The 22,074-nt window shown below is 74.8% G+C and carries 18 protein-coding genes; 3 read left to right on the top strand and 15 right to left on the bottom strand.

What is annotated here, in order from left to right; genetic code table 11:
• Window positions 1–110 precede the first annotated feature (110 nt).
• From H7344_RS00590 to mraZ, 13 genes are all read right to left on the bottom strand, one after another.
• Complete coding sequence (locus tag H7344_RS00590) at window positions 111–878, bottom strand: cell division protein FtsQ/DivIB (protein ID WP_186344091.1); 768 nt, start codon at window positions 876–878, stop codon at window positions 111–113.
• Window positions 871–2,238 carry a UDP-N-acetylmuramate--L-alanine ligase gene (murC, locus tag H7344_RS00585; protein WP_186344090.1) on the bottom strand — a complete coding sequence of 456 codons (1,368 nt, stop codon included), beginning with the start codon at window positions 2,236–2,238 and terminating at the stop codon, window positions 871–873. Before murC ends, H7344_RS00590 begins: the two co-directional genes overlap by 8 nt.
• Entirely contained in the window at window positions 2,235–3,314 is a 1,080-nt protein-coding gene (gene murG, locus H7344_RS00580; RefSeq protein WP_186344089.1) for an undecaprenyldiphospho-muramoylpentapeptide beta-N-acetylglucosaminyltransferase, read from the bottom strand. The genes murC and murG overlap by 4 nt, the downstream gene beginning before the upstream one ends.
• Window positions 3,315–3,320: 6 nt before the next feature.
• Complete coding sequence (gene ftsW, locus H7344_RS00575) at window positions 3,321–4,583, bottom strand: putative lipid II flippase FtsW (protein ID WP_186344088.1); 1,263 nt, start codon at window positions 4,581–4,583, stop codon at window positions 3,321–3,323.
• A 26-nt stretch (window positions 4,584–4,609) separates the two neighbouring features.
• Complete coding sequence (murD, locus tag H7344_RS00570) at window positions 4,610–6,094, bottom strand: UDP-N-acetylmuramoyl-L-alanine--D-glutamate ligase (protein WP_186344087.1); 1,485 nt, start codon at window positions 6,092–6,094, stop codon at window positions 4,610–4,612.
• A complete protein-coding gene (mraY, locus tag H7344_RS00565; protein ID WP_186344086.1) occupies window positions 6,091–7,161 on the bottom strand; it encodes a phospho-N-acetylmuramoyl-pentapeptide-transferase in 1,071 nt (356 codons plus the stop codon). Before mraY ends, murD begins: the two co-directional genes overlap by 4 nt.
• Complete coding sequence (locus H7344_RS00560) at window positions 7,158–8,528, bottom strand: UDP-N-acetylmuramoyl-tripeptide--D-alanyl-D-alanine ligase (protein WP_222130121.1); 1,371 nt, start codon at window positions 8,526–8,528, stop codon at window positions 7,158–7,160. The genes mraY and H7344_RS00560 overlap by 4 nt, the downstream gene beginning before the upstream one ends.
• 5 nt (window positions 8,529–8,533) lie before the next feature.
• Entirely contained in the window at window positions 8,534–10,051 is a 1,518-nt protein-coding gene (locus tag H7344_RS00555) for a UDP-N-acetylmuramoyl-L-alanyl-D-glutamate--2,6-diaminopimelate ligase (RefSeq protein WP_186344084.1), read from the bottom strand.
• A gap of 25 nt (window positions 10,052–10,076) precedes the next feature.
• Entirely contained in the window at window positions 10,077–11,855 is a 1,779-nt protein-coding gene (locus tag H7344_RS00550) for a peptidoglycan D,D-transpeptidase FtsI family protein (RefSeq protein ID WP_229706831.1), read from the bottom strand.
• 54 nt (window positions 11,856–11,909) lie between these two features.
• On the bottom strand, window positions 11,910–12,581 hold the full coding sequence (locus H7344_RS00545) for a hypothetical protein (RefSeq protein WP_186344083.1): 672 nt from the start codon (window positions 12,579–12,581) through the stop codon (window positions 11,910–11,912).
• Entirely contained in the window at window positions 12,578–13,543 is a 966-nt protein-coding gene (gene rsmH, locus H7344_RS00540; protein WP_186344082.1) for a 16S rRNA (cytosine(1402)-N(4))-methyltransferase RsmH, read from the bottom strand. Before rsmH ends, H7344_RS00545 begins: the two co-directional genes overlap by 4 nt.
• 7 nt (window positions 13,544–13,550) lie before the next feature.
• Window positions 13,551–13,709 (bottom strand): hypothetical protein, encoded by a 159-nt coding sequence (locus H7344_RS00535; RefSeq protein ID WP_166196967.1) that lies wholly within the window; start codon window positions 13,707–13,709, stop codon window positions 13,551–13,553.
• A gap of 270 nt (window positions 13,710–13,979) precedes the next feature.
• Window positions 13,980–14,396 carry a division/cell wall cluster transcriptional repressor MraZ gene (gene mraZ, locus H7344_RS00530; protein ID WP_308423306.1) on the bottom strand — a complete coding sequence of 139 codons (417 nt, stop codon included), beginning with the start codon at window positions 14,394–14,396 and terminating at the stop codon, window positions 13,980–13,982.
• Between the two features lie 395 nt (window positions 14,397–14,791).
• Between mraZ and H7344_RS00525 the strand changes: the two genes are divergently transcribed.
• The 3 genes from H7344_RS00525 to H7344_RS00515 are packed head-to-tail and all read left to right on the top strand — an operon-like array spanning window position 14,792 to window position 19,446.
• Window positions 14,792–15,769, top strand: coding sequence for an AAA family ATPase (locus tag H7344_RS00525; protein ID WP_186344080.1), 978 nt, complete (start codon window positions 14,792–14,794; stop codon window positions 15,767–15,769).
• 51 nt (window positions 15,770–15,820) lie between these two features.
• On the top strand, window positions 15,821–17,083 hold the full coding sequence (locus H7344_RS00520) for a DUF58 domain-containing protein (RefSeq protein ID WP_186344079.1): 1,263 nt from the start codon (window positions 15,821–15,823) through the stop codon (window positions 17,081–17,083).
• Window positions 17,080–19,446: a transglutaminaseTgpA domain-containing protein gene (locus tag H7344_RS00515; protein WP_186344078.1), complete on the top strand. Its 2,367-nt coding sequence runs from the start codon at window positions 17,080–17,082 to the stop codon at window positions 19,444–19,446. Before H7344_RS00520 ends, H7344_RS00515 begins: the two co-directional genes overlap by 4 nt.
• 674 nt (window positions 19,447–20,120) lie before the next feature.
• On the opposite strand, the gene H7344_RS00510 is transcribed toward H7344_RS00515, so the two are convergent.
• Window positions 20,121–20,573: a DUF3040 domain-containing protein gene (locus H7344_RS00510; protein WP_186344077.1), complete on the bottom strand. Its 453-nt coding sequence runs from the start codon at window positions 20,571–20,573 to the stop codon at window positions 20,121–20,123.
• A gap of 88 nt (window positions 20,574–20,661) precedes the next feature.
• On the bottom strand, window positions 20,662–22,026 hold the full coding sequence (gene dinB, locus H7344_RS00505) for a DNA polymerase IV (RefSeq protein ID WP_229706832.1): 1,365 nt from the start codon (window positions 22,024–22,026) through the stop codon (window positions 20,662–20,664).
• Window positions 22,027–22,074: the final 48 nt, after the last annotated feature.

Below are 22,074 nucleotides of genomic sequence, written 5' to 3'. Positions count from 1 at the left end.
GCGGACGACACTAGGCAGCACATCCCGCCCGATCCGGGAGGACACGCCGCGTGTCGTGGGTGTCGTGCGTGTCGTGTGCCGCCGGTGCGGCGGTGCTGCCCCGCGAGGAGTCAGTCGTCGCCGCAGACGGCGGGCTGGGTGCAGACGGTGGGCTGGCCGGGGACGGAGACGTCGTAGATCGGCGCCTGCTGGGCGGCGAGCAGGCCGGCGAGCACCTGGGCCTTCTGCTCGGAGGCATCCGCGCTCCCCCACCGGACGGTGCGGCCGTCGCGCAGGGCGAGCGACACCTGGTCGACCGTGCGGACCTCGACGTGGTCGACCTTGGCCGCGAGGTCCCCCGGCAGCACGGCGACGATCGCGGCGGCCTCGACCAAGGCGTCGTCGGCCACGTCGGCGGAGACCTCGACCCGGGGCAGACCGGGCGGGGCCTTGCGGAAGCGGTCGAACACGACGCCCTCGGCGTCCAGGCCGCGGAACTCCCCGCCGATGGAGACGACCGCGACCGGCGTGCGCTCCTCGACCTCCACCAGCACCGCGTCGGGCCACTGGCGCGAGACGTCGACGCTGCGCACCGGGGCGAGGGTCTCGATCCGGGCCTCGATGGCCGCCAGGTCGAGCGTCGCGAGCGGCTCGCCGGTGGGCACGGCCGCCGCGCTGCGCACCTCCCCCGTGCTCAGGGTCTCGGTGCCGCGCACCTCGACCCCCTGGACCGCGAGCCGGTCGGAGAGGAACACCAGCCACAGCCCGCCGACCACCAGGGCGAGCAGCAGGACCACGAGGAGCAGCAGCCGCCACCGGCGTCGCCGGCCGGCCCGCTGCCGGCGGACGAACCGGCGGCGGGTCCGCTCGAAGGTGTCGGTGCTCGACCGGTCAGCCATGGTCGCGCAGCAGCTCCAGCACGCGGGGGCCGACGGTGGTGATCGTGCCGGCGCCGAGGGTCAGCACGAGGTCGCCGGGACGCGCGCGGCGGGCCAGCTCGGCGGCCAGGTCGTCGAGGTCGGGCACCACGGCGACGCGGTCGGCGGGCAGCGGCACTGAGCGGGCGACGTACGCGCCGGTGACCTCGGGATCGGCCTCCTCGCGAGCGAGGTAGACGTCGGTGAGGACGACCTCGTCGGCGGCGCCGAGGGCCCGGCCCATCGCCTCGCCGAAGATCCGCGTCCGCGAGACCAGGTGCGGCTGGAAGGCGACGACGAGCCGCCCCTCCCCCGCCAGCGCCCGCCCGGACTGGAGGTCCCCGACGATCTCGACGGGGTGGTGGGCGTAGCTGTCGTAGACGCGGACGCCGCCGGCCTCGCCCTTGGGCTCCATCCGCCGCTTCGTCCCGGTGTACGCCGCCAGGCCGGCCACCAGCGCAGCGCGGTCGAGCCCGAGGGTGAGACCGGTGGCCAGCGCGGCCAGCGCGTCGGCGAGGTAGTGGTCCCCGGGCGACCAGAGCGTGACCCCGGCGAGCGTGTCCGGCCCGACGTCGACGCCGGCGTCGGCGCGGGTGGAGACGGTGACGACGCGGCGGCCGAGGGCCCGGTGCCGCTCGGCCAGCGCCGCCGCACCCGGGTCGTCGACCACGCAGACGAGGAAGCCGTCGGACGAGACGGTGTCGGCGAACTCGTCGAACGCGGCGGCGTACGCCTCCGGCGTCCCCCACTGGTCGAGGTGGTCGGCGTCGACGTTGGTGACGATCGCGGCGTACGGGCTGTAGTGCAGGAACGCGCCGTCGCTCTCGTCGGCCTCGGCGACGAAGAGGTCGCCGGTGCCCTCGGCGGCGTTGGTGCCTGTCGCGGCGAGCTCGCCGCCGACGGCGTAGGTCGGGTCGGCACCGGCGGCCTGGAGGGCGACGGTCAGCAGCGAGGTGGTCGTGGTCTTGCCGTGGGTGCCGGCGACGGCGACGACGCGACGGCCGGCCATGACCGAGGCGAGTGCCGAGGAGCGCGGCAGCAGGCGGAGCCCGCGGCGGACGGCGTCGACGTACTCGGGGTTGTCCTCGCGGACGGCGGTGGAGACCACGAGGGTGTCGGCGTCGCCCACCTGGGCGGCGTCGTGGCCGACGAAGACGGTCGCGCCCGCGTCGCGCAGCGATGCCAGGGTGGGGCTGTCGACGCCGTCGCTGCCGCTGACGGCGATGCCGCGGGCGAGCATGATCCGGGCGATGGCCGAGAGGCCGGCGCCGCCGATGCCGACGAAGTGGACGCGGCCGAGCTCCTCGGCGGGCGGGACGACGTCGGGGACGGGGACCCTCACGCGCCGGCCCCGCCGACCTCGAGCACGATGCGCGCGAGCTTCTCGTCGGCGTCGCGCGGGATGAGGTCGCTGGCGGCGGCGCCCATCGTGGCGAGCCGCTCGCGGTCGTTGGCCAGCCCGGGAACGGTCGCGGCGACCCACTCGGGAGTGAACGCCGCGTCGGAGACCAGCAGCGCTCCCCCGGCGTCGACGACCGGCCGCGCGTTGTGCTCCTGCTCGCCGTTGCCGATGGGCAGCGGCACGAAGACCGCCGGCACGCCGGTCGCGGCGGCCTCGGTCACGCTCGACGCGCCGGCACGGCAGACCATGAGGTCGGCGGCGGCCAGCGCCAGGTCCATCCGGTCGACGAAGTCGACGACGACGTACGGCGTGCCGGTGGCGGCGGGCGCGGCCTCGCCCTTCGGGCCGACGACGTGCAGCACCTGCACGCCGGCCTCGCCGAGCGCGGCGGCCGCACCGGAGACCGACTGGTTGAGCCGGCGCGCGCCCTGCGAGCCGCCGGTGACGACGAGCGTGGGCAGGTCGGGGTCGAGGCCGAAGAACGCGCGGGCCTCCGCGCGCAGCGCCGGGCGGTCGAGCGTGGCGATCATCCGGCGGATCGGCAGGCCGACGTGCTCGGCCTTCGGCAGCGGGGTGTCCGGGAACGACACCGCGACCCGGCGGGCCACCCGGGCGCCGACCTTGTTGCCGATGCCGGGCAGCGCGTTCTGCTCGTGGACGACGACCGGCAGGCCCCGGCGGCGGGCGGCGAGGTAGGCCGGGACCGAGACGTAGCCGCCGTACCCGACGACCACGTCGGGCCGGACGCGGTCGAGCACGTCGTTGGTCGCGCGGACGGCGGCGCGCAGCCGGCCGGGGACGCGGAGCAGGTCGGCGCCGGGCCGGCGCGGCAGCGGAACCGGCGGGACGAGCTCGAGGGGGTAGCCGGCCTCGGGCACGACGCGGTTCTCCAGCCCGCGGGGCGTGCCGAGGCAGGTGACCTCGACGTCGGGCCGCAGCCGCCCCAGGGCGTCGGCGGTGGCGAGCAGGGGCGAGGTGTGGCCGGCGGTTCCACCACCGGCGAGCAGGACGCGCATCGCGGGTCAGCCTACGAGCGACCGGGCGCGGTCGCGCTTGCGGTGGGCCAGCGCGCGCGCCGCCTCCGGCTCGCGACGGGCGAACCCGATGAGGAGGCCGAGGGCGACCAGGGACGGGAGCAGGGCGGAGCCGCCGTAGGAGACCAGTGGCAGCGGGATGCCGATCACCGGCAGCAGGGCGAGCACCATGCCGACGTTGATGATCATCTGGCCGACCAGCCACACCACGATGCCGAAGGTGCAGTAGCGCACGAACGGGTCGGCGGTCTCGCGAGCGACGCGCAGGGCGGCGTACGCGATGGTCAGGAACAGGCCGACGACGAGCAGCGTGCCGAGCAGGCCGAGCTCCTCGCCGAGCACCGCGAAGATGAAGTCGGTGTGGGCCTCGGGCAGGTCGCCCCACTTCTGCTGGCTGGCGCCGATGCCCTGTCCGAAGACGCCGCCGGTCGACAGCGCGTAGAGGCCGTGGGCCGGCTGCCAGCCCGCGTCGTGGTAGTCCTGGAAGGGGTCTACGAAGTTCGTGATGCGGCCGAGCCGCTCGGAGCTGGTCGAGGCGATGAAGATCGCGAGCACGCTGAGGACCGACAGGCTGAAGGTGAAGAACCGGGCCGGCGCGCCGACCACCCACAGCAGCCCGAGCAGGATCGCCACGAAGACCAGCGCCGTGCCGAGGTCGCGGCCGACGACGACGAGCCCGGTGGCCAGCAGCAGGCCGGGGACGACCGGCACCATGATCTGGTGCAGCTGGCCGAGCCGGCGCTCCTTGTTGGCGTAGGTCGCCGCCGCCCAGATGACGAGCGCGAGCTTGGCGATCTCCGAGGGCTGGATCTGCACAGGTCCCAGGGCCAGCCAGTTCTGGTTGCCGTTGACGGTGACGCCGAGGAAGGCGGTCATCAGCAGCAGCACGAGCGCGACGAGGTACGCCGGGAACGCGAGCCGCTTGAGCCACCGCGTGCTCATCCGGCTGGCGACGTACGCCGCCGGCAGGCCCAGCGCCACCCAGATCAGCTGGCGGGTGACGATCGCGTAGGAGTTGTCGAAGATCCGGAACGAGTAGACGCTCGAGGCGCTGAGCACCATGACCAGGCCGATGGTCAGCAGCAGTCCTGAGGCGCCGAGCAGCAGGTAGTACGCCGTCAGCGGCTTGTCGAGCGCCTCGCGCGCGGCCGCGAACCAGGCGAACCGGCCGGGCCGGCGCTCGTCGGACCCGGTCGAGGAGCCGGTCGAGGAGTCGGGCTGGGTGGCGGGCGGCTCGACGGTGGTGGCCACGGCCCGCCTCCTCGCATCCGCTCGACTCAGTCCTGCCCGGTCCTCCTGCGCACGGCGGCCGCGAACTGCTCCCCGCGGTCGGCGTAGCTGGCGAACAGGTCCATGGAGGCGCAACCAGGAGCCAGCAGGACCGTGTCGCCGGGTCGGGCCAACGTGGCCGCCGCCTCCACGACGCGCTCCATGGGAGCCTGTTCGGGACCAGTCTCACCGGCACCGACGTCGATCACGGGCACATCCGGCGCGTGTCGCGCGAGCGCCTCGGCGACGACCCCGCGGTCTCGGCCGAGCAGCACGACGCCGCGCAGCCGGTCGCGCACCGAGCGGACCAGGTCGTCGAAGCGCGCGCCCTTGGCCAGCCCGCCGGCGACCCACACCACCGGGTCGTAGGCCTGGAGCGAGGACTGGGCGGCGTGCGGGTTGGTGGCCTTGGAGTCGTCGACCCAGGTCACGCCCTCGTGCTCGACGACCACCGCGATCCGGTGGGCGTCGGGGCGGAAGGCGCGCAGGCCGTCGCGCACCGCCTGCTGCGAGACGCCGTGAGCACGTGCGAGCGCGGCGGCCGCCAGCGCGTCGGCCACGAAGTGCGGCGCCGGGCTGGCGAGGTCGGCGACGGTGCACAGCTCGGCGGCGCTGGTGCCTCGCTCCTCGATGAACGCGCGGTCGACCAGGATGTCCTCGACCAGGCCGAGCATGCCGACGCCGGGCATCCCGAGGGTGAACCCGATCGCGCGAGCACCCTCCTGCACGTCGGCCTCGCGGACCAGCCGCTCGGTCTCGGGGTCGGCGACGTTGTAGACGCAGGCGCGCTCGACGCCTTCGTAGATCCGGCCCTTGTCGGCGGCGTACGCACGCATCGGGTCCGAGCTGCTCGCACCGGGGGCGGCGTACCAGTCGAGGTGGTCCTCGGCGAGGTTGAGCACCGCGGCGGACTCGGCGGCCATCGACCGCGTGTAGTGCAGCTGGAAGCTGGAGAGCTCGACCGCCATCACGTCGTACGGCGTGGGGTCCATGACCGCCTCGACCAGCGGCAGGCCGACGTTGCCGGCAGCGGTGCTCCGCAGCCCGGCGGCGCGCAGGATCGAGTCGAGCATCTGCACGGTCGTGGTCTTGCCGTTGGTGCCGGTCACCGCCAGCCACGGCGCGGCGTGCTCGGGGTGGCGCAGGCGCCAGGCGAGCTCGACCTCGCCCCAGACGGGTACGCCGCGTGCGTGCGCCTGGGCGAGGAGCGGCGCGTCGGGGCGCCAGCCGGGGCTGGTGACGAGCACGTCGACGTCGTCGGGCAGGACGGCGGTCGCACCCTCCTCGAGCCGGATCGAGGCGCCGAGCACCTCGAGCAGCTCGGCCTTCTCCTCCTTGCCCGCGGCCGACTCGTCGAGCGCGGTGACGCTCGCGCCGAGGTGGAGCAGGTTGTCGGCGGCGGCGAAGCCGGAGACGCCGAAGCCGGCGACGACCGCGCGCACGCCTTCCCAGGAATCGGTCTGGCTCAGCGCGTCGAGGTCGGAGCGGGTCATATGCCTGCGACCCACTCGGCGTAGAAGATGCCGAGTCCGGCGGCGACGCAGAGGCCGGTGACGATCCAGAACCGGATGACGACGGTGACCTGCTCCCACCCGAGCATCTCGAAGTGGTGGTGGATGGGCGCCATCCGGAAGATCCGCTTGCCGCCGCTGATCCGGAACCAGCCGACCTGGAGCATCACCGAGAGGGTCTCGACGACGAAGACGCCGCCGAGCACGACGAGCAGCAGCTCGGTCCGGGTGAGGATCGCGAAGCCGGCCAGCGCCGAGCCCAGCGCGAGGGAGCCGGTGTCGCCCATGAAGATCTGCGCGGGCGAGGCGTTCCACCACAGGAAGCCGAAGCAGGCGCCGGTGATGGCCGCGGCGATGACCGCGAGGTCGAGCGGGTCGCGCACCTCGTAGCAGGTCGCGCCGGGCGAGATCTCGCAGGACTGGTTGTTCTGCCAGATGTTCACCAGCGTGTACGCGCCGAAGACCATCACGCTCGCGCCGGTGGCGAGCCCGTCGAGGCCGTCGGTGAGGTTCACGGCGTTCGAGGTGGCGGTGACGATGAGCCAGATCAGCGCCATCACCACGACGGTCGGCAGCGCGAACGCGGTGAAGTCGCGGATGAAGGAGATGTGGTCCGAGGCGGGCGTGCGGCCGCGGTCGTCCTCCAGCCACGGCGAGAGCGCCAGGAAGCCGAAGATCAGCGCGATGACGGTCTGGCCGACCATCTTCGCCTTGCTGCGCAGGCCGAGGCTGCGCTGCTTGGAGATCTTGATGAAGTCGTCGAGGAAGCCGACCAGGCCCATGCCGACGAAGAGGAAGAGCAGCAGCAGCGCGGACGCCGACGGCTCGCTCATCGTGATCAGCTTCGCCGCGAAGTAGCCGATCACGGTCGCGGCGATGATGACGACGCCGCCCATGGTGGGCGTGCCCCGCTTGGTGTGGTGGCTGGTCGGTCCGTCGTCGCGGATCTCCTGGCCGTAGCCCAGCCGGGTGAACTGCGAGATCGCGACCCGGGTGCCGAGCAGGGAGATGAGCAGGGCCAACCCACCCCCGAGCAGTACGGCTCTCACGTCACGTCCTCCAGCAGTCCCTCCGCGAGGACCTCGAGCGCGACGCCGCGCGAGGCCTTGACGAGGACGGCGTCCCCGGCTGCAGCATTCTCCCGCACCCAGGCGAGCGCTTCGTCCCGCCCCGCCGTGAGCATCGCCTCACCGCGCCAGCCCGCGACCGACCGGGCGCCCTCGGCGATGCCGGCGGCCGGCTCGCCGACGGCGACGACGACGTCGATGCCGGCCTCGGCCGCGGCCCGACCGACGGCGACGTGGTCGTCGTGGCTGGTGGGGCCGAGCTCGCGCATCTCCCCCAGCACCGCGACGGTACGCCGCGTGCCGCGCCGGCCGAGCGCGGCGAGCGCGTCGACGGCGGCGACGGTCGAGGCGGGGTTGGCGTTGTAGGCGTCGTTGAGCACCACCAGGCCGTCGGCGCGCTCGCGCAGCTCCATCCGCCAGCGCGAGGCGCTCTCGGCGGTCGACAGCGCGGCCGCGACGTCGGCGGCGTCGCACCCGACGGCCAGCGCCATCGCGGCGGCCGCAGCGGCGTTGGCGACCTGGTGCGCACCGACCTGGCGGAGCGCGACCGGGTGCCACTGCCCGGCGTGGCCGAGCTCGAAGGTGGGGCGGCCGACGTCGTCGAGCTCCAGGCCGCGCCAGGTGACGTCGCCGGCCTGCCCGAAGGTGAGCACGCGGGCCTCGGTGCGCGGCGCCATCGCGGCGACGAGCGGGTCGTCGGCGTTCAGCACAGCGGTGCCGGTGACGGGGAGCGCCTCGACGATCTCGCCCTTGGCCTGGGCGATCGCCTCGCGGGAGCCGAACTCCCCGAGGTGGGCGGTGCCGACGTTGAGCACGGCGGCGACCGCCGGCGGTGCGACCTCGCACAGGTAGCCGATGTGCCCGATGCCACGGGCCCCCATCTCGACGACGAGGTGGGTGGAGTCGGAGGTCGCGCGCAGCACGGTGAGTGGGACGCCGATCTCGTTGTTGAAGTTGCCCCGCGTCGCGACGACGCCGTCGGGCACGCCGCTGCCCGCGACCGTGGCCAGCACGTGGGCGAGGTAGTCCTTGGTGCCGGTCTTGCCCTGGGAGCCGGTGAGCGCGAGCACGGTCGCGCCGGTCGCGTCGACGACGTGGCGGCCGAGCCGACCCAGCGCGGCGACCGGGTCGTCGACCAGGACCGACGGGCGCCCGGTCGGTCGGGTGCCGAGCACGGCGTGCGCGTGCGCGGCGTACTCGTGGCCGTCGACGCGTTCTCCCGCGATCGCCACGAACAGCCCGCCGACGACGGGCTCGCGGCTGTCGAGGTACGCCGGTCCGGTCACCCGCGTGGTGCCGTCGCCGGCGACGGTGCCGCCGACGACCGCGGCCACCTCGTCGAGCGTCATGGGGATCACGACCGCACCGCCTCCAGCTCCTCGCGCACGACCTGACGGTCGTCGAACGGGTGGACCACGCCGGCCACCTCCTGACCGGTCTCGTGCCCCTTTCCGGCCACCAGCACCACGTCGCCGGCGCGGGCCCGGCCCAGCGCCTCGCGGATGGCGGCCCGGCGGTCGCCGACCTCGAGCACCTCGGCTCCCCCGGTCGCCCCGGCGAGCACGGCGGCACGGATCGCCGCGGGGTCCTCGGTGCGGGGGTTGTCGTCGGTCACGACCAGCACGTCCGCCAGGCGGGAGGCGATCTCGCCCATGATCGGCCGCTTGCCGGGGTCGCGGTCGCCGCCGGCCCCGAGCACGACGACCACCTTGCCGGCGGTGACCGGGCGGAGCGCCGCGACGGCGGCCTCGACCGCGTCGGGCTTGTGGGCGTAGTCGACGACCACGACGAAGTCCTGGCCGGCCTCGACCCGCTCCAGGCGGCCGGGGACGCCGGCGCCGGTGGCGATGCCGTCCGCGACGGTCGCGGCGTCCAGCCCGGCCTCGGCGCACGCGGCGACGGCGGCCAGGGTGTTGGCGACGTTGAACCCACCGGGGATCGGGCAGGCCGCGGGGACGTCGACGCCGCCCGGGCCGAGCACGCGGAAGCGCGAGCCCTGCGGGTGCAGCTCGACGTCGACGGCGCGCCAGTCCGCGCCCTCCGCGCCGTCGGCGGAGAAGGTGCGGACCGGCAGCGTCGTCTCGGTGGCCAGCCGCCGGCCGCGCTCGTCGTCGAGGTTGACCAGCGCGAGCCGGGCGCGCTCGGGGGTGAAGAGCGAGGCCTTGGCGCGGTAGTAGTCCTCGACGTCGGCGTGGAAGTCGAGGTGGTCGCGGCCGAGGTTGAGGAAGACGGCGACGTCGAAGACGATCCCGTCGACGCGACCCATCACCAACGCGTGGCTGGAGACCTCCATCAGGCAGGTGTCGACCTCCTGCTCGACCATCGCGGCGAAGAGGCCGTGCAGGTCCGGCGCCTCGGGGGTGGTCAGCGTCGTCTCGACGTCGGTGCCCCGGACGCGGGTGCCGACGGTGCCGATCACCGCCGACGGCACGCCCGCCGCGGTGAGCCCGCTCTCCGCCAGGCGGGTCGTCGTCGTCTTGCCCTGGGTGCCGGTCACGCCGACCATCCGCATCCGCGTCGCGGGGTCGCCGTAGACGCGGGCGGCCAGGCGTCCGAGGAGGCTGCGCGGGTCGTCCGCCACCACGAGGGGTACGCCGGCGGGCGCGCGGTCGGCGCCGGCCGGGTCGGTCAGCACCGCGACCGCCCCCGCCTCGACGGCACCCGCCGCGTAGTCGACGCCGTGCACGCGCGCGCCCGGCAGGGCGGCGTACAGGTCACCGGGGCGGACCCGTTGGGAGCTCAGCGAGACGCCGGTGACCACGGTGTCGTCGGCGCCGTCTCCGCCCTGGGTGCTCAGGCCGCCCACGGTCGACGCGAGGTCGGCGAGGGTCGTGCGGCGGGGGTGGCGGGGGCGGCTCGTGGGGGCGTTCATGACCCGGCGAGGGTATCGCCGCGGCTCACCACTCGACCGGCAGGCGCGAGGGCCGCGTGCCGGTCGGCGGCACGCCGTAGCGGCGCAGGGCGTAGCCCATGATCTTGCTGAACGCCGGGCCCGCGACCGAGCCACCGCCGCCGCCGTTGCCGGGGTCCTGGACCACCACGTAGACCGTGAAGCGCGGGTCGTCGGCCGGGGCGAAGCCGGCGAAGGAGACGGTGAAGCCGTGGTAGCCGCCGTCGACCGCACGCTGGGCGGTGCCGGTCTTGCCGGCCACCCGATAACCGGGGACGGCCGCGCCCGGCGCCACGCCGGCGTCGGGGTCGATGACCCGCTCCATCATCTTCATCGTCTGGCGGGCGGCGTCCTCGCTGACCACACGACGACGGGTCGCGGTGTCGGTGCCGACCTCCGTGCCGTCGGCGAGCTCGGCGGTGCCCTTGATCAGGTTCGGGTCGACCCGGACCCCGCCGTTGGCGATCGTGTTGACCGCCGCCGCCATCTGCACGGCGTTGACCGAGAGCGCCTGGCCGAACGCGATGCGGTCCTCGGTCTGGTCGGTCCACATGGCGCCGCTCGGCAGGATGCCGCCGGACTCGCCGGGCGCCCCGATCCCGGTCTTGGCGCCGAGCCCGAAGTCGACGAGGTAGTCGCGCAGCTGACCGGGCTCGAAGTTGTCCGCGGCCAGCACGGTGCCGATGTTGGAGGACTTGGCGATGACGCCGGCCAGGGTCAGCTTGATCTCGCCGTGGTCGAACCAGTCGCCGATCGGGCTGTCCTGGCGCTGCAGCAGCGGCGGGACGGTGATGCGGGTGCGGGCCGTCACCTTGCCGGCGTCGATGAGCGCCGCCGCGGTCAGCACCTTCTCGACCGACCCGGGCTCGTAGACGTCGCCCAGGGCGCGGGAGACGCGGTCCTCCTTCTTCGCCAGCTCCGGTGCGTTCGCGTCGAACGTCGGGTGGTCGGCGAGCGTGAGGATGTCGCCGGTCCGGGAGTCCAGGACCACGGCGAAGCCCGACTCGGCCCGCGAGGACTGGACGGTCTGCCGCAGCACGCGCTGGGCGTACCACTGCAGCTCGCGGTCGAGGGTGGTCACGAGGTCCTTGCCGTCGACCGGCGCGACCTCCACGTTGTCGCCGAGGGGCAGCTTGTTGCCGCCGCCGACCGCGTACCGCGCCGAGCCGTCCTTGCCGGCCAGCCAGTGGTGGAACGCCAGCTCCAGGCCGACCAGCGGCTGGTCGCCCTCCTCGGGGTCCGGGGTGCCGAGCGCGCCGACGAGGTTGGCGGCGACGTCGCCCGCGGGGTACTCCCGCACCGGGTCGCGGCGCGTCAGGATCCCGTCGTAGCCGCGTTCGCGGGCCTCGCTCACCACGTCGTCGGCGAGCGTCGAGGGGACCTGGCGGGCGAGGTACTCGAACCGGCTGCCCGGCTCGCGGAGCCGCTCGAGCGTCCGCGCGTAGTCCACGTCCAGCCGGCGCGCCAGGAACGTCGCGATCTCGGGCGCCTTGTCGGCGGTCAGCTTCGGGTCGGCGACGACCATGAGGCCGTCGACGGAGTTGGCGAGCGGTTCGCCGTTGCGGTCCAGGATGTCGCCGCGGCGGGCCGGCAGCAGCACCTCGGTGGTGCCCTCGGCGGCCGCCATCGCGGCGTACGACCCCGGGTCGACGCCCTGCAGCTGCACCAGCCGGCCGCCGAACACCGACAGCACCATCGCGATGAGGACGAACCCGACCCGCAGCCGCGCCTGCGGGGAGCCGCGGAGGCTGCCGCGGCGGCCGCGGGTGGGGCGGGTACGGCGCACGGGGTCTCCCTGACGTCCTGCTCGGGTGCTGCTCGGGGTCCTGGTCGGACTCGGCTAGCGGCGGGCCTGCTGCTGGTTCTGCTGGTTCTGCTGGTTCTGGCGGGAGTCCTGTGACTGCTGGGACTCCTGAGCGTTTCTACCCCCGCCGTCGCCTCCGCGGCCGTCACCGCGGGCCGTGTCGCCGGAGTTTCGGCCGCCGTTGCCGCGGTCCTCGGCCAGGACACCCTCGGGCGGGGCCTCCACCGTGACGACCTCCGGTGCCGGGTTCAGCGCCGCGGGCAGGGCGGGCGGGCCGGGGTTGATCGGGAGACGCCCCTCGGGGCCGGCGGGAAGCGGGTCGCCCTCGACCGCGCCGGTGTCGAGGTCGAGGAACGCCGGGGCGGCCGGCACGACCATGCCGAGCCGGGTCGCCCGCTGGGCGATCGTCTGCGGGTCGCGCAGCCGCTCGATCTCCATGGTCAGCGTCTGCTGGCGGGCGGCGAGGTCGCCGGCCTGCTTCTCCAGGGCGGTGGCGGCGAACGACGCCTGCTGCATCTGGGTGTTGAACAGCAGCAGCCCCACGACCCCGCCCAGCAGCAGCACGGTCACCAGCGTCACGAACGGCACGCGCGCCGCACGCACCCGGCGGGCCGGGACGACGGTGAGCCGCGCGCGCTCGACGGCGGCCTCGGCGAGCCGCGGGACGCGGGAGCGGATCTGCGCCGCTGCGCTGGAGGTGGTGCTCATGAGGCTGCTCCCTGGGATGCGCGGGTCCGTTCGATGGCACGCAGGCGGACCGACGCCGCACGCGGGTTCTGGGCGATCTCCTGCTCGTCGGCCTGCTCGGCGCCGCGGGTGACCAGGCGCAGCGCCGGCTCGCTCCCCTCGGGGACGAACGGCAGGTCGACCGGGACCGTGCTGCGGGTCGCGGCGACGAACGCCTGCTTCACCAGCCGGTCCTCGAGCGAGTGGTAGGACTCCACGACCACGCGGCCGCCGACCCCGATGGCGTCGATCGCCGCCGGCATCGCGCGGCGCAGCACGGCCAGCTCGTCGTTGACCTCCATGCGCAGCGCCTGGAAGGTCCGCTTGGCCGGGTGCCCGCCGGTCCGGCGCGCCGGCGCCGGGATCTCGGCGTACAACAGCTCGACCAGGGGGCCGGAGGTCGTGAACGGCTGGGTCTCGCGGCGACGGACGATCGCGTGCGCGATCTTCTTGGCGAACTTCTCCTCGCCGTAGTCGCGCAGCACGCGGGTCAGCTCACCGGCGGAGTAGGTGTTGAGCACGTCGGCCGCGGTCGGGCCGGCGGTGCCGTCCATCCGCATGTCGAGCGGGGCGTCCTCGGCGTAGGCGAATCCGCGCTCGCGGACGTCGAGCTGCATCGAGGAGACGCCGAGGTCGAAGAGGACGGCGTCGACCGAGTCCAGGCCGAGGTCGTCGAGGACGTCGGGGAGCTCGTCGTAGACAGCGTGGACGCCGGTGAACCGGTCGCCGTACGGCGCCAGCCGGTCGCCCGCGCGGCGCAGCGCCTCCGGGTCGCGGTCGATGCCGACCACCCGGGCGCTGCCGATCCGCTCCAGGACCGCCTCGCTGTGCCCGCCGAGGCCGAGCGTGCAGTCGACGAGGACGGCTCCCTCGCGCTCGAGCGCCGGCTGCAGGAGCGCGACGACCCGGTCGAGCAGCACCGGGACGTGTCGGGGCTGGCTCATCGCCGGCTCAGCCCCCGAGCCGGGCGAGCAGCAGGAAGGTGACCGCCAGCACGACCGAGCTGGCGGCGGAGAACGCCATCAGGGCGGCGGCGTCGCGGGCCTGGTGGCGGACGCGCGGGACGGCACCGTCGGTCGTCCTCGCGGACGTCACGTGCGTGGTGCTCATCGGCTCGACCCCTGATGTCGTGGTGCTGGGTGGTGCGGAGTGGTGGTGCAGCGTGGGTGGTGCTGCGTGGGTGCTGGGTGGTGCGTGCTTCTGCGGCGCCGCAGGGCCAGGTCTCCTGCCCGCTCCCCCGACGGGGAAGTGCCGCCACCTGGCACCGGGGAAGGTGCGCCAGCTGGCGGGGAGAGCGGGCCAGAGACCTGGCCCTGCGGTTCCGCTGTTCGGTTGTGGTGCTCGCTCTGGGGTGTTGCTGGTGCTGCTGGGTCCTGCTGGTCAGTCCTCGCCGGCCTCGTCGAGCTCGGCGAACTTGCGCTGCGCCTCGCTGGAGAACGCCTCCCAACGGGCCGGGTCCCAGATCTCGATCCGGTCCATGACGCCGATCACGACCACGTCCTTCTCCAGCGACGCGTACTCGCGGAGGTTGGCCGGGATCGAGATGCGGCCCTGCTTGTCCAGCGACCCCTCGTCCGCGCCGGCGAAGAGCACGCGGGCGTACTCACGGGCGGACTTGTTGGTCATCGGCGCCGCCCGGGCCCGCTGCGCCTCCTGCATGAAGACGTCGCTCGGCCACACGACCAGGCAGTTCTCCTGACCCTGCGTCACGACGAGCCCCTCTGCGAGTCGGTCCCTGAACTTCGCCGGGAGGAACAGCCGCCCCTTCTCGTCGAGTCGGGGGGTGTAGGTGCCCATGAAGAACATCGGGCACCTCCGTCAGCCACGTTCCTCCACTTCGCACCACTTTAACCCACTTCTCCCCACCGTCAACTCCATCGGGCGTGTCCGCGCGCCCTTTTCGCGGGGTTTCCGCCCTCGCCCCTCCCCCGCGGCCGCCCCTGGGCCGAATCGGGCCGCCCGTTGTTCGCGCAGGTCAGCCGCGGTGCGACCCGGTCCGGTTGGTCGGCATGCGGCCCAGGTGGGGCGTGGGTGGGGCGCGCGGTGGGGTGAAGTGGGGTGGATGGTGGGGCGAGGTGGGTCGTCGGGAGCCCCGGGGCGGCGGCCGGCATGCGGCTGGCCGGAGGAGCGGCGCAGGTTGCCGTCACCGAATACGGTTGGTCGCACGTGTCAGAGGGACGGAAGGGCTCGACGTGGTTGCTCCGGCAGCGGGAGGTGCTGACCTCGAGACGCTCGCGCGCGTGGTCGGGCGGATCCGGTCCAACATCGAGCGGGTGATCGAGGGCAAGCCCGACGTCGTCTCGGCCTCGCTGGTCGTGCTGATGGCCGAGGGCCACCTCCTGATCGAGGACGTGCCCGGCGTCGGCAAGACGATGCTGAGCAAGGCCCTGGCCCGCAGCATCGACTCGACGGTCCGGCGCATCCAGTTCACCCCGGACCTGCTGCCCTCGGACGTCACGGGCGTCTCGGTCTTCAACCAGGACACCCGCGAGTTCGAGTTCCGCCCCGGCGGGATCTTCGCCAACATCGTCGTCGGCGACGAGATCAACCGCGCCTCCCCCAAGACGCAGTCCGCGCTGCTGGAGTGCATGGAGGAGCGGCAGGTCACCGTCGACGGCACGACCTACCAGCTCGACACGCCGTTCATGGTCATCGCGACCCAGAACCCGATCGAGATGGAGGGCACCTACGCCCTCCCCGAGGCGCAGCGCGACCGGTTCATGGCGCGGGTCTCGGTGGGCTACCCGGTCGAGGCGGCCGAGATCGCGATGATCGGCTCGCACGCGGGCGCGAGCCCGCTGGACGACCTCGAGCCGGTCACCGACGCCGCCGAGATCCGCAAGCTCACCAGCATCGTCGGCCAGGTCCACGTCTCGGAGGCGGTCCAGCGGTACGTCGTCGCGCTGACCGGCGCCACCCGGCGCACCGACGACCTGAACCTGGGCGCCTCGCCCCGCGCGACGCTCCACCTGGTCCGCGCGGCCAAGGCGTACGCCGCGATGGCCGGCCGCGACTACGTGCTTCCCGACGACGTGCTCGCGCTGGCCCGGCCGGTGCTCGCCCACCGGCTGCTGCCCAGCGTCGAGGCGTCGATGAGCGGCCGCTCGACCACAGCGATCCTCGACGGCCTGCTGGCCTCCGTGCCGGTGCCCGACGGCCCCCGCTCGTGACCACGTCCGTGCCTCGCCTGTCCCGTTGTCCCCGCCCGCCGGGGGCCTGTCGTGCGTGAGGCGCTCGCCGGTCTGACCGTCCGCGGCCGGGCGTTCGTCGCGGCCGGCGTGACCGCCGTCGTGTGCGCGATCGTGCTGGGCCAGCCGGCGCTGACCCGGGTCGGCGTGCTGGTGCTGGCGCTCCCCCTGGTGACCGCGGCCGTGCTCGCGCGCGGCCGCTACAAGCTCGCCCTGGTCCGCACGGTCAGCCCGCAGCTGGTCACCGCGGGCCAGTCGGCGCGGGTCGACCTGACCCTGACCAACGAGGGACGCACCCCCAGCGGCGTGCTGCTGCTGGAGGACCACGTCCCCTACGTCCTCGGGTCCCGGCCGCGGTTCGTCCTCGAGGGCATCGGCCACGGGTGGCGCCGCCACGCGGCGTACCAGGTGCGCTCGGACGTGCGTGGCCGGTTCGAGGTCGGACCGATGTCCGTGCGGGTCGCGGACCCGTTCGGGCTCGTCGAGCTCGGCCGGTCGTTCCGGACGACGGCGTCGCTGACCGTCACGCCGCGCACGGTGCCGCTGCCCTCCATCCCCCTCGGTGGTGGCTGGACCGGCGCCGGGGACAACCGACCGCGCGCCTTCGCGACCGGGTCCGCCGAGGACGTGACGGTGCGGGAGTACCGCCGCGGCGACGACCTGCGCCGCGTCCACTGGCGCAGCTCCGCGCGCACCGGCGAGCTCATGGTGCGCCGCGAGGAGCAGCCCTGGCAGTCGCGCGCGACCCTGTTCCTCGACAACCGCGCGCGCGCCCACCGCGGGCAGGGCGTCGCCTCGTCGCTCGAGGCCGCGGTCTCCGCGGCGGCCTCCATCGCAGCCCACCTGGTGCAGCGCGGGTTCGCCGTCCGGCTCGTGACCGCCTCCGGCGAGGAACCGGGCAGCGCCTGGCACCAGCGTGAGTCCGACGTCGGCACCGGTCCCCTGCTCGAGGCGCTCGCCGTCCTGGAGCCGGTCGACTCGCCGCGGCTGGACGGCTCGTGGCTCGGCGAGCAGGGCCACGGCGGGCTCACCGTCGCGGTGCTGGGCGCGGTCGAGGCGCTCGACGTCCCGGTCCTGCGCCGGATGCGGCACCACGCCGGCTCGGGGCTCGCGGTCTCGCTGGACGTCGACGCCTGGGTCGACGCGCACGACGCCCCCGGCGGCGCCGTGCCCGTGCTGGTCCAGCAGGGCTGGCGCGCGGTGTCGCTGACGCCGGGCGACCGGCTCGACGCCGTCTGGCAGGACCTGTCCTCGACCGCCGCCCAGAGCGCCCGCAGCGCGGAGGTGGCCCGATGACCGCCCGCCACACGAACCTGCGCACCACGCTCGCCGTCTCGGCGGCCGCCGCGGGCACCACCTGGCTGGCGATGCTGTCCTGGCGGCCGTTCGTCGAGGCGCCCGGCAGCTACCTCGGCCCGCTGTTGCTCGTGGGTGCGGTCGTCGTCGCGACCGGCGCCCTCGCCCGCTGGGCCCGCGTGCCCGGCGGCTTCGTCGTCCTCGCCCAGCTCCTCACCGGCGGGGTCGCCACCTGCCTCGCGCTCACCGGCTACCCGCTCCCGGTCGGCCCCGGGCTCCTCGAGCTCGAGCTGGTCGTGCGCTCGGCCGTCGACAACGCCAACCAGTACGCCCCACCGGTGCCGGCCTCCGCTCCCGTGCACCCGCTGCTCGTCCTCGGCGGCCTCGGCTGCTTCCTGCTCGTCGACGCGCTGGTGGCGACGCTGCGGCGCGTCTCGTGGGCGGGCGTGCCGCTGCTGACCATCTACAGCGTCCCGGTCAGCGTGCTCGGCGGCGGCCTGTCGTGGTGGGTCTTCGCGCTCACCGCGATCGGGTTCCTCTTCGTGCTGTACCTCCACGAGGGCGACCGGGTCACCCGCTGGGGACGCACCGTCGAGGACGACCCGTCCGGCTTCGGCGTCCGCACCGGCCGGGTCCGCACGACCGCCGCAGCGATCGGAGGCGTCGCGACGGCCCTCGCGGTCGCGGTGCCGCTGGCCGTCCCGACCCTCGACGTGCGGCTCGTCGACTTCGGCCACGGGCCCGGCGGGGGCGACGAGATCGAGCTGACCAACCCGCTCGCCGACCTCAAGCAGGACCTCGTCCGCGGCCCGGACAACCCCGTGCTGCGGCTGACCACCGACGACCCCGATCCGTCGTACCTCCGCACCACCGCGCTCACCTGGTTCAACGGCAACACCTGGAGCGCCGGCGACCGCGAGGTCCCCGTCACCAACGTGCCCACCGGCGAGCTGCCGCCGTTCCTCGGGGTGGATCCGGAGCTCGGCCGCACCCCGTACGACTACCGGGTCAGCGTCTACGACACCTTCGAGTCCTCCTGGCTGCCCGCATGGGCGACCAGCACCCGCGTCGTGGCGGACGGCGACTGGCGCTACGACGTCCAGACCCGGGACTTCCTCGCGGCCGACAAGGAGATGGACACCGCCGGCCTCGAGTACGAGATGACCGGCGTCAAGCTGGCCTACGACGCGGTCGACATGGCGCGAGCGCGGTCGACCCTCGGGCTGGTCCCGACGACGTACACCGAGCTCCCCGACGACATCCCCGGCGAGGTGCGCGACCTGGCGGTCCAGGTCACCCGCGAGGCGCCCACCCGCTACGAGAAGGCCGTGGCGCTGCAGCGGTGGTTCCGCGAGACCGGTGGCTTCGAGTACAGCACCGCCGGCGTCGAGGGCAACGCCACCGAGGACCTCGTGTCCTTCCTGCGTCCCGACGGCCGCAGCGGCTACTGCGAGCAGTACGCCGCCTCCATGGCCGTCATGGCCCGGATGCTCGGGATCCCCGCCCGGGTCGCGGTCGGCTTCCTGCGGCCCGACCGGGTCGGGTCGAACACCTGGGAGTACAGCGCCCACGACCTCCACGCCTGGCCCGAGCTGTTCTTCCCCGGGAGCGGCTGGGTCCGGTTCGAGCCCACCCCCGCCGCCCGCGCCCGCAGCGCACCGGCATGGACCCGCGGTGACGTCCCCGCGCCCGACCCGATCTCCCCCGACCGCACCGACCCGGCCACCCCACAGCAGCCCGACCGCCCCGAGGACGCCCCGGCTGCCCCCGTCGAGGAGGAGGACGACGTCGCCGCGAACGCGTCGGACGACCCCGCTTGGCTGCTCCCCGTGCTCGGCGGCCTGCTCGGCGGCGGGCTTGTCATCGCCCTGGCGCTCCTCCCCCGCACCCTCCGTGCCCGGCGCCGCGCCGGGCGCCTCTCGGGCGGCCCCGAACCGGCCTGGGCCGAGCTCCGCGACAGCGCGGTCGACCTCCGCCTGCCCTGGCCCGAAGCCCGCTCACCCCGCCAGACCGCCGCCTGGCTGGCCGACCACTTCGGCGCCCCCGACGACGACCGGGCCGAGCGACGCCCCCGCCGCGGGGCCCACCTCGCCCCCGACGCCGTCCGGGCCCTCGACCGCGTGGTCGCCGCCGTCGAGCTCCGGCGCTACTCCCCCCGCGCCGAAGCCGCCACCACGACCCTGCGGGCCGAGGTCGAGACGATCACCGCGGCCCTGCACGACGGCGCCCCCCGCCGCGCCCGCCGCCTCGCCGACTGGTGGCCCCGCTCGCTGCTCACCCGCGCCAGCCGCCCCCAGGCCGGCCTCCGCACCGAACCGTCCTCGACCAGGTACGGCGGCGTCGTCGACCACGTCGGCGGCTGAGGGCTCGCGGGCGCGCCGCCCGTGGGCACGTCCTCGAGTCCCTCCGGCCACCGCCGCGCCGGCGGGCGGGTCGCCCCGGCACGAGCGTTCGGGTGGCGCGTCCGGGCGTCGGAGGCGGACGCCGGAGGGCCGGGGGCGCCCCGGTGAACGTCAAGGCGACCCCGACGGCCTGGAGGAGCGAAGCGGGGGAAGGCCGCCTCGGGAGCAAGTGTGAGCCGGGCACCCCCGGACCGCAGGCGGACGCCGCAGGCGCCTTCACGAGCCGCCCGACCCCACCACCCCGCGACGGCCGGGCCGCACAGCGACGCTGGAGCCAACACCTTGCCCGCCGCGCGCCCGGTACGCCGCGCGGGTCGGCGCCGGAGGCGGCCGCCGGAGGGCCGGGGCGTCCCGGCGAACGTCAAGGCGACCCCGACGGCCTGGAGGAGCGAAGCCCGGGGGGAAGGCCTCCTCGGGAGCAAGTGAGCCGGGCGGCCCCGGGCCGCAAGCGGACGCCGCAGGCCTCGACACCACCCCCGGCGCACCGCACCCGCGGACCGCCCGCAGAGCGACGCGGGAGCCAATACCAGGCCCGCCGCAGGCGGACACGCGTCCTCGAGGCCGCAGCTCACCGGCTCTCGTCAACGCTCAGGCCTAGCGGCCCTCGCTGCTCAACCAGCGGGGACCGGGGTGGCTCAGAAGCCGCCGTTCTGCTCGCGCCGGCGGCGCCAGCGCTCCTCCATCCGCTCCATGAAGGAGCCGGAGGAGCCGGAGGGGCGGCGGGTGCGACGGGGGCGGCTCTTGCGGCCGCCGTCGATGACGGTGAAGCGCGAGGGGTGCTCGGCCTGGCGCGGGTCGGCCGGAGCCGCCGCAGCTGCGGCCTGCCCGCGGAGCGAGGTGAGGGCCACGGTGCCGGCGCCGAGCATGACGAGGAACCCGACGATCCCCACGACCGGCAGCTGCGTCACGACGCCGGTCATCAGCAGCGCGACACCGGCGACGAAGCAGGCGCCGGCGGCGATGGCGCGACGACGGGCGGAGCGGCGCAACGACGTGCCGCGCAGGGTGGAGGCGAACTTCGGATCCTCCTCCGAGAGCGCGCGCTCCATCTGCTCGAGCAGTCGCAGCTCCTCTTCGGAGAGTGGCACCGTTCCTCCACTGGTCGTACGGCCGGAACACGCCCCACGCGGGTCGTGTCCCAAGTCTAGGCAGGCGTTTCGGAACGCGGTAGCCGCGTCAGTGAAATTGGTCGCTCGGCGGCTCGCCGGCGCCACCGCCAGCACCTGCCCCGGCACCCTCCCCGGCACCCTCCCCGGCACCTTCGCCTGCCTCGCCGGCGGTCCGACCGGTGAGCGCCGGCGGGGTCGGCACGACACCCAGGAGGGTCGCCGGGCGAACCGCCCCGGAGCCGAACCGACCGGTGGCCCGGTCGACGGCGCGGTCGGCCTCGGGCCAGCCGCGCTCGCGCTCGCCCAGGACCCGTTGCCGGTGGACGCGGGTGCGCGGGACGAGCCCCTCGACCCGCACCCCGACCAGCCGCAGGGCGGCGGACCGGCCGCGCCGACCGCCTCGGGAAGCCCGGTTGCGGGCGACCTCCGCGTCGTGCAGCGCGACCGCCGCGGCGTACACCTCCTGGGTCACGTCGGTCGGCTCCGGCAGCGTCTGGGAGCGGGTGAGGGTGGTGAAGTCGGCGTACCGCACCGTCAGGACGACCGTCCGGCCCGCCACCTCGCCGGCCCGGAGCCGGCGGGTCACCTTGGCCGCCAGGCCGAGCACCTCGCGCAGCACCTCGTCGCGGTCGGTCAGGTCGCGGGCGAAGGTCCGCTGCGCGCCCATCGAGCGGTCCGGCTCCTGTGGTCCGCGCCGCTCGTGCAGCTCTGCTCGGTCTCGCCCCCAGGCGAGGAGGTGGAGCTGGCGAGCCGCGCCGGGACCGACCGCGGCACGCACCTCCTCGGCCGGCGCGTGCGCGAGCTGCCGGACGGTGCGCAACCCGGCTCGCCGGAGCTTGGCAGCGGTCGCCTCCCCGACGCCGTACAGCTCCTCGACGTCGAGGGCGTGCAGGAAGCCGACCACCTCCCCGGGCGGGACGACGACCACCCCGTCGGGCTTCGCGCGTCGGCTCGCGATCTTGGCGACCGACACGGTCGGCGCGACGCCCGCCGAGCAGGTGATGCGCTGCTCCTCGTGGACGGTCGCGCGGACCATCTCCGCGATCGTGAGCGGGGACCCCAGCAGCCGGGTCGCGCCACGCACGTCGAGGAACGCCTCGTCCAGCGAGGCCATCTCCACCACCGGCGTGAACCGCCGGAAGATGTCGCGCAGCGCCGAGGACACGGCTGAGAACGTCGCGTGGTCACCCGGCAGCGAGACCAGGTCCGGGCACAGCCGGCGTGCCCGCACGCCCGACATGCCGCCCCGGACGCCATGCGCGCGCGCCACGTAGTTGGCCGAGAGCACCACCCCGCGGTGCCCGCCGCCCACCGCGACCGGCTGGTCGTGGAGGTCGGGCCGGTCGCGCAGGGCGACGGAGGCGAAGAACGCGTCCATGTCGACGTGCAGCACCGGGCAGTCCCACGACCGGTCGACCCGGCCGTCGCTCACGACTTCGCGCCTCGGGAACCACGGCCACGGCAGCGGACCGCAGCGGCG

Source organism: Nocardioides deserti, assembly GCF_014266025.1.
GTDB classification, from domain to species: domain Bacteria; phylum Actinomycetota; class Actinomycetes; order Propionibacteriales; family Nocardioidaceae; genus Nocardioides; species Nocardioides deserti.
The sequence above is the reverse complement of the archived record's forward strand: the minus strand, read 5'-3'. Positions and strand labels throughout refer to the sequence as shown.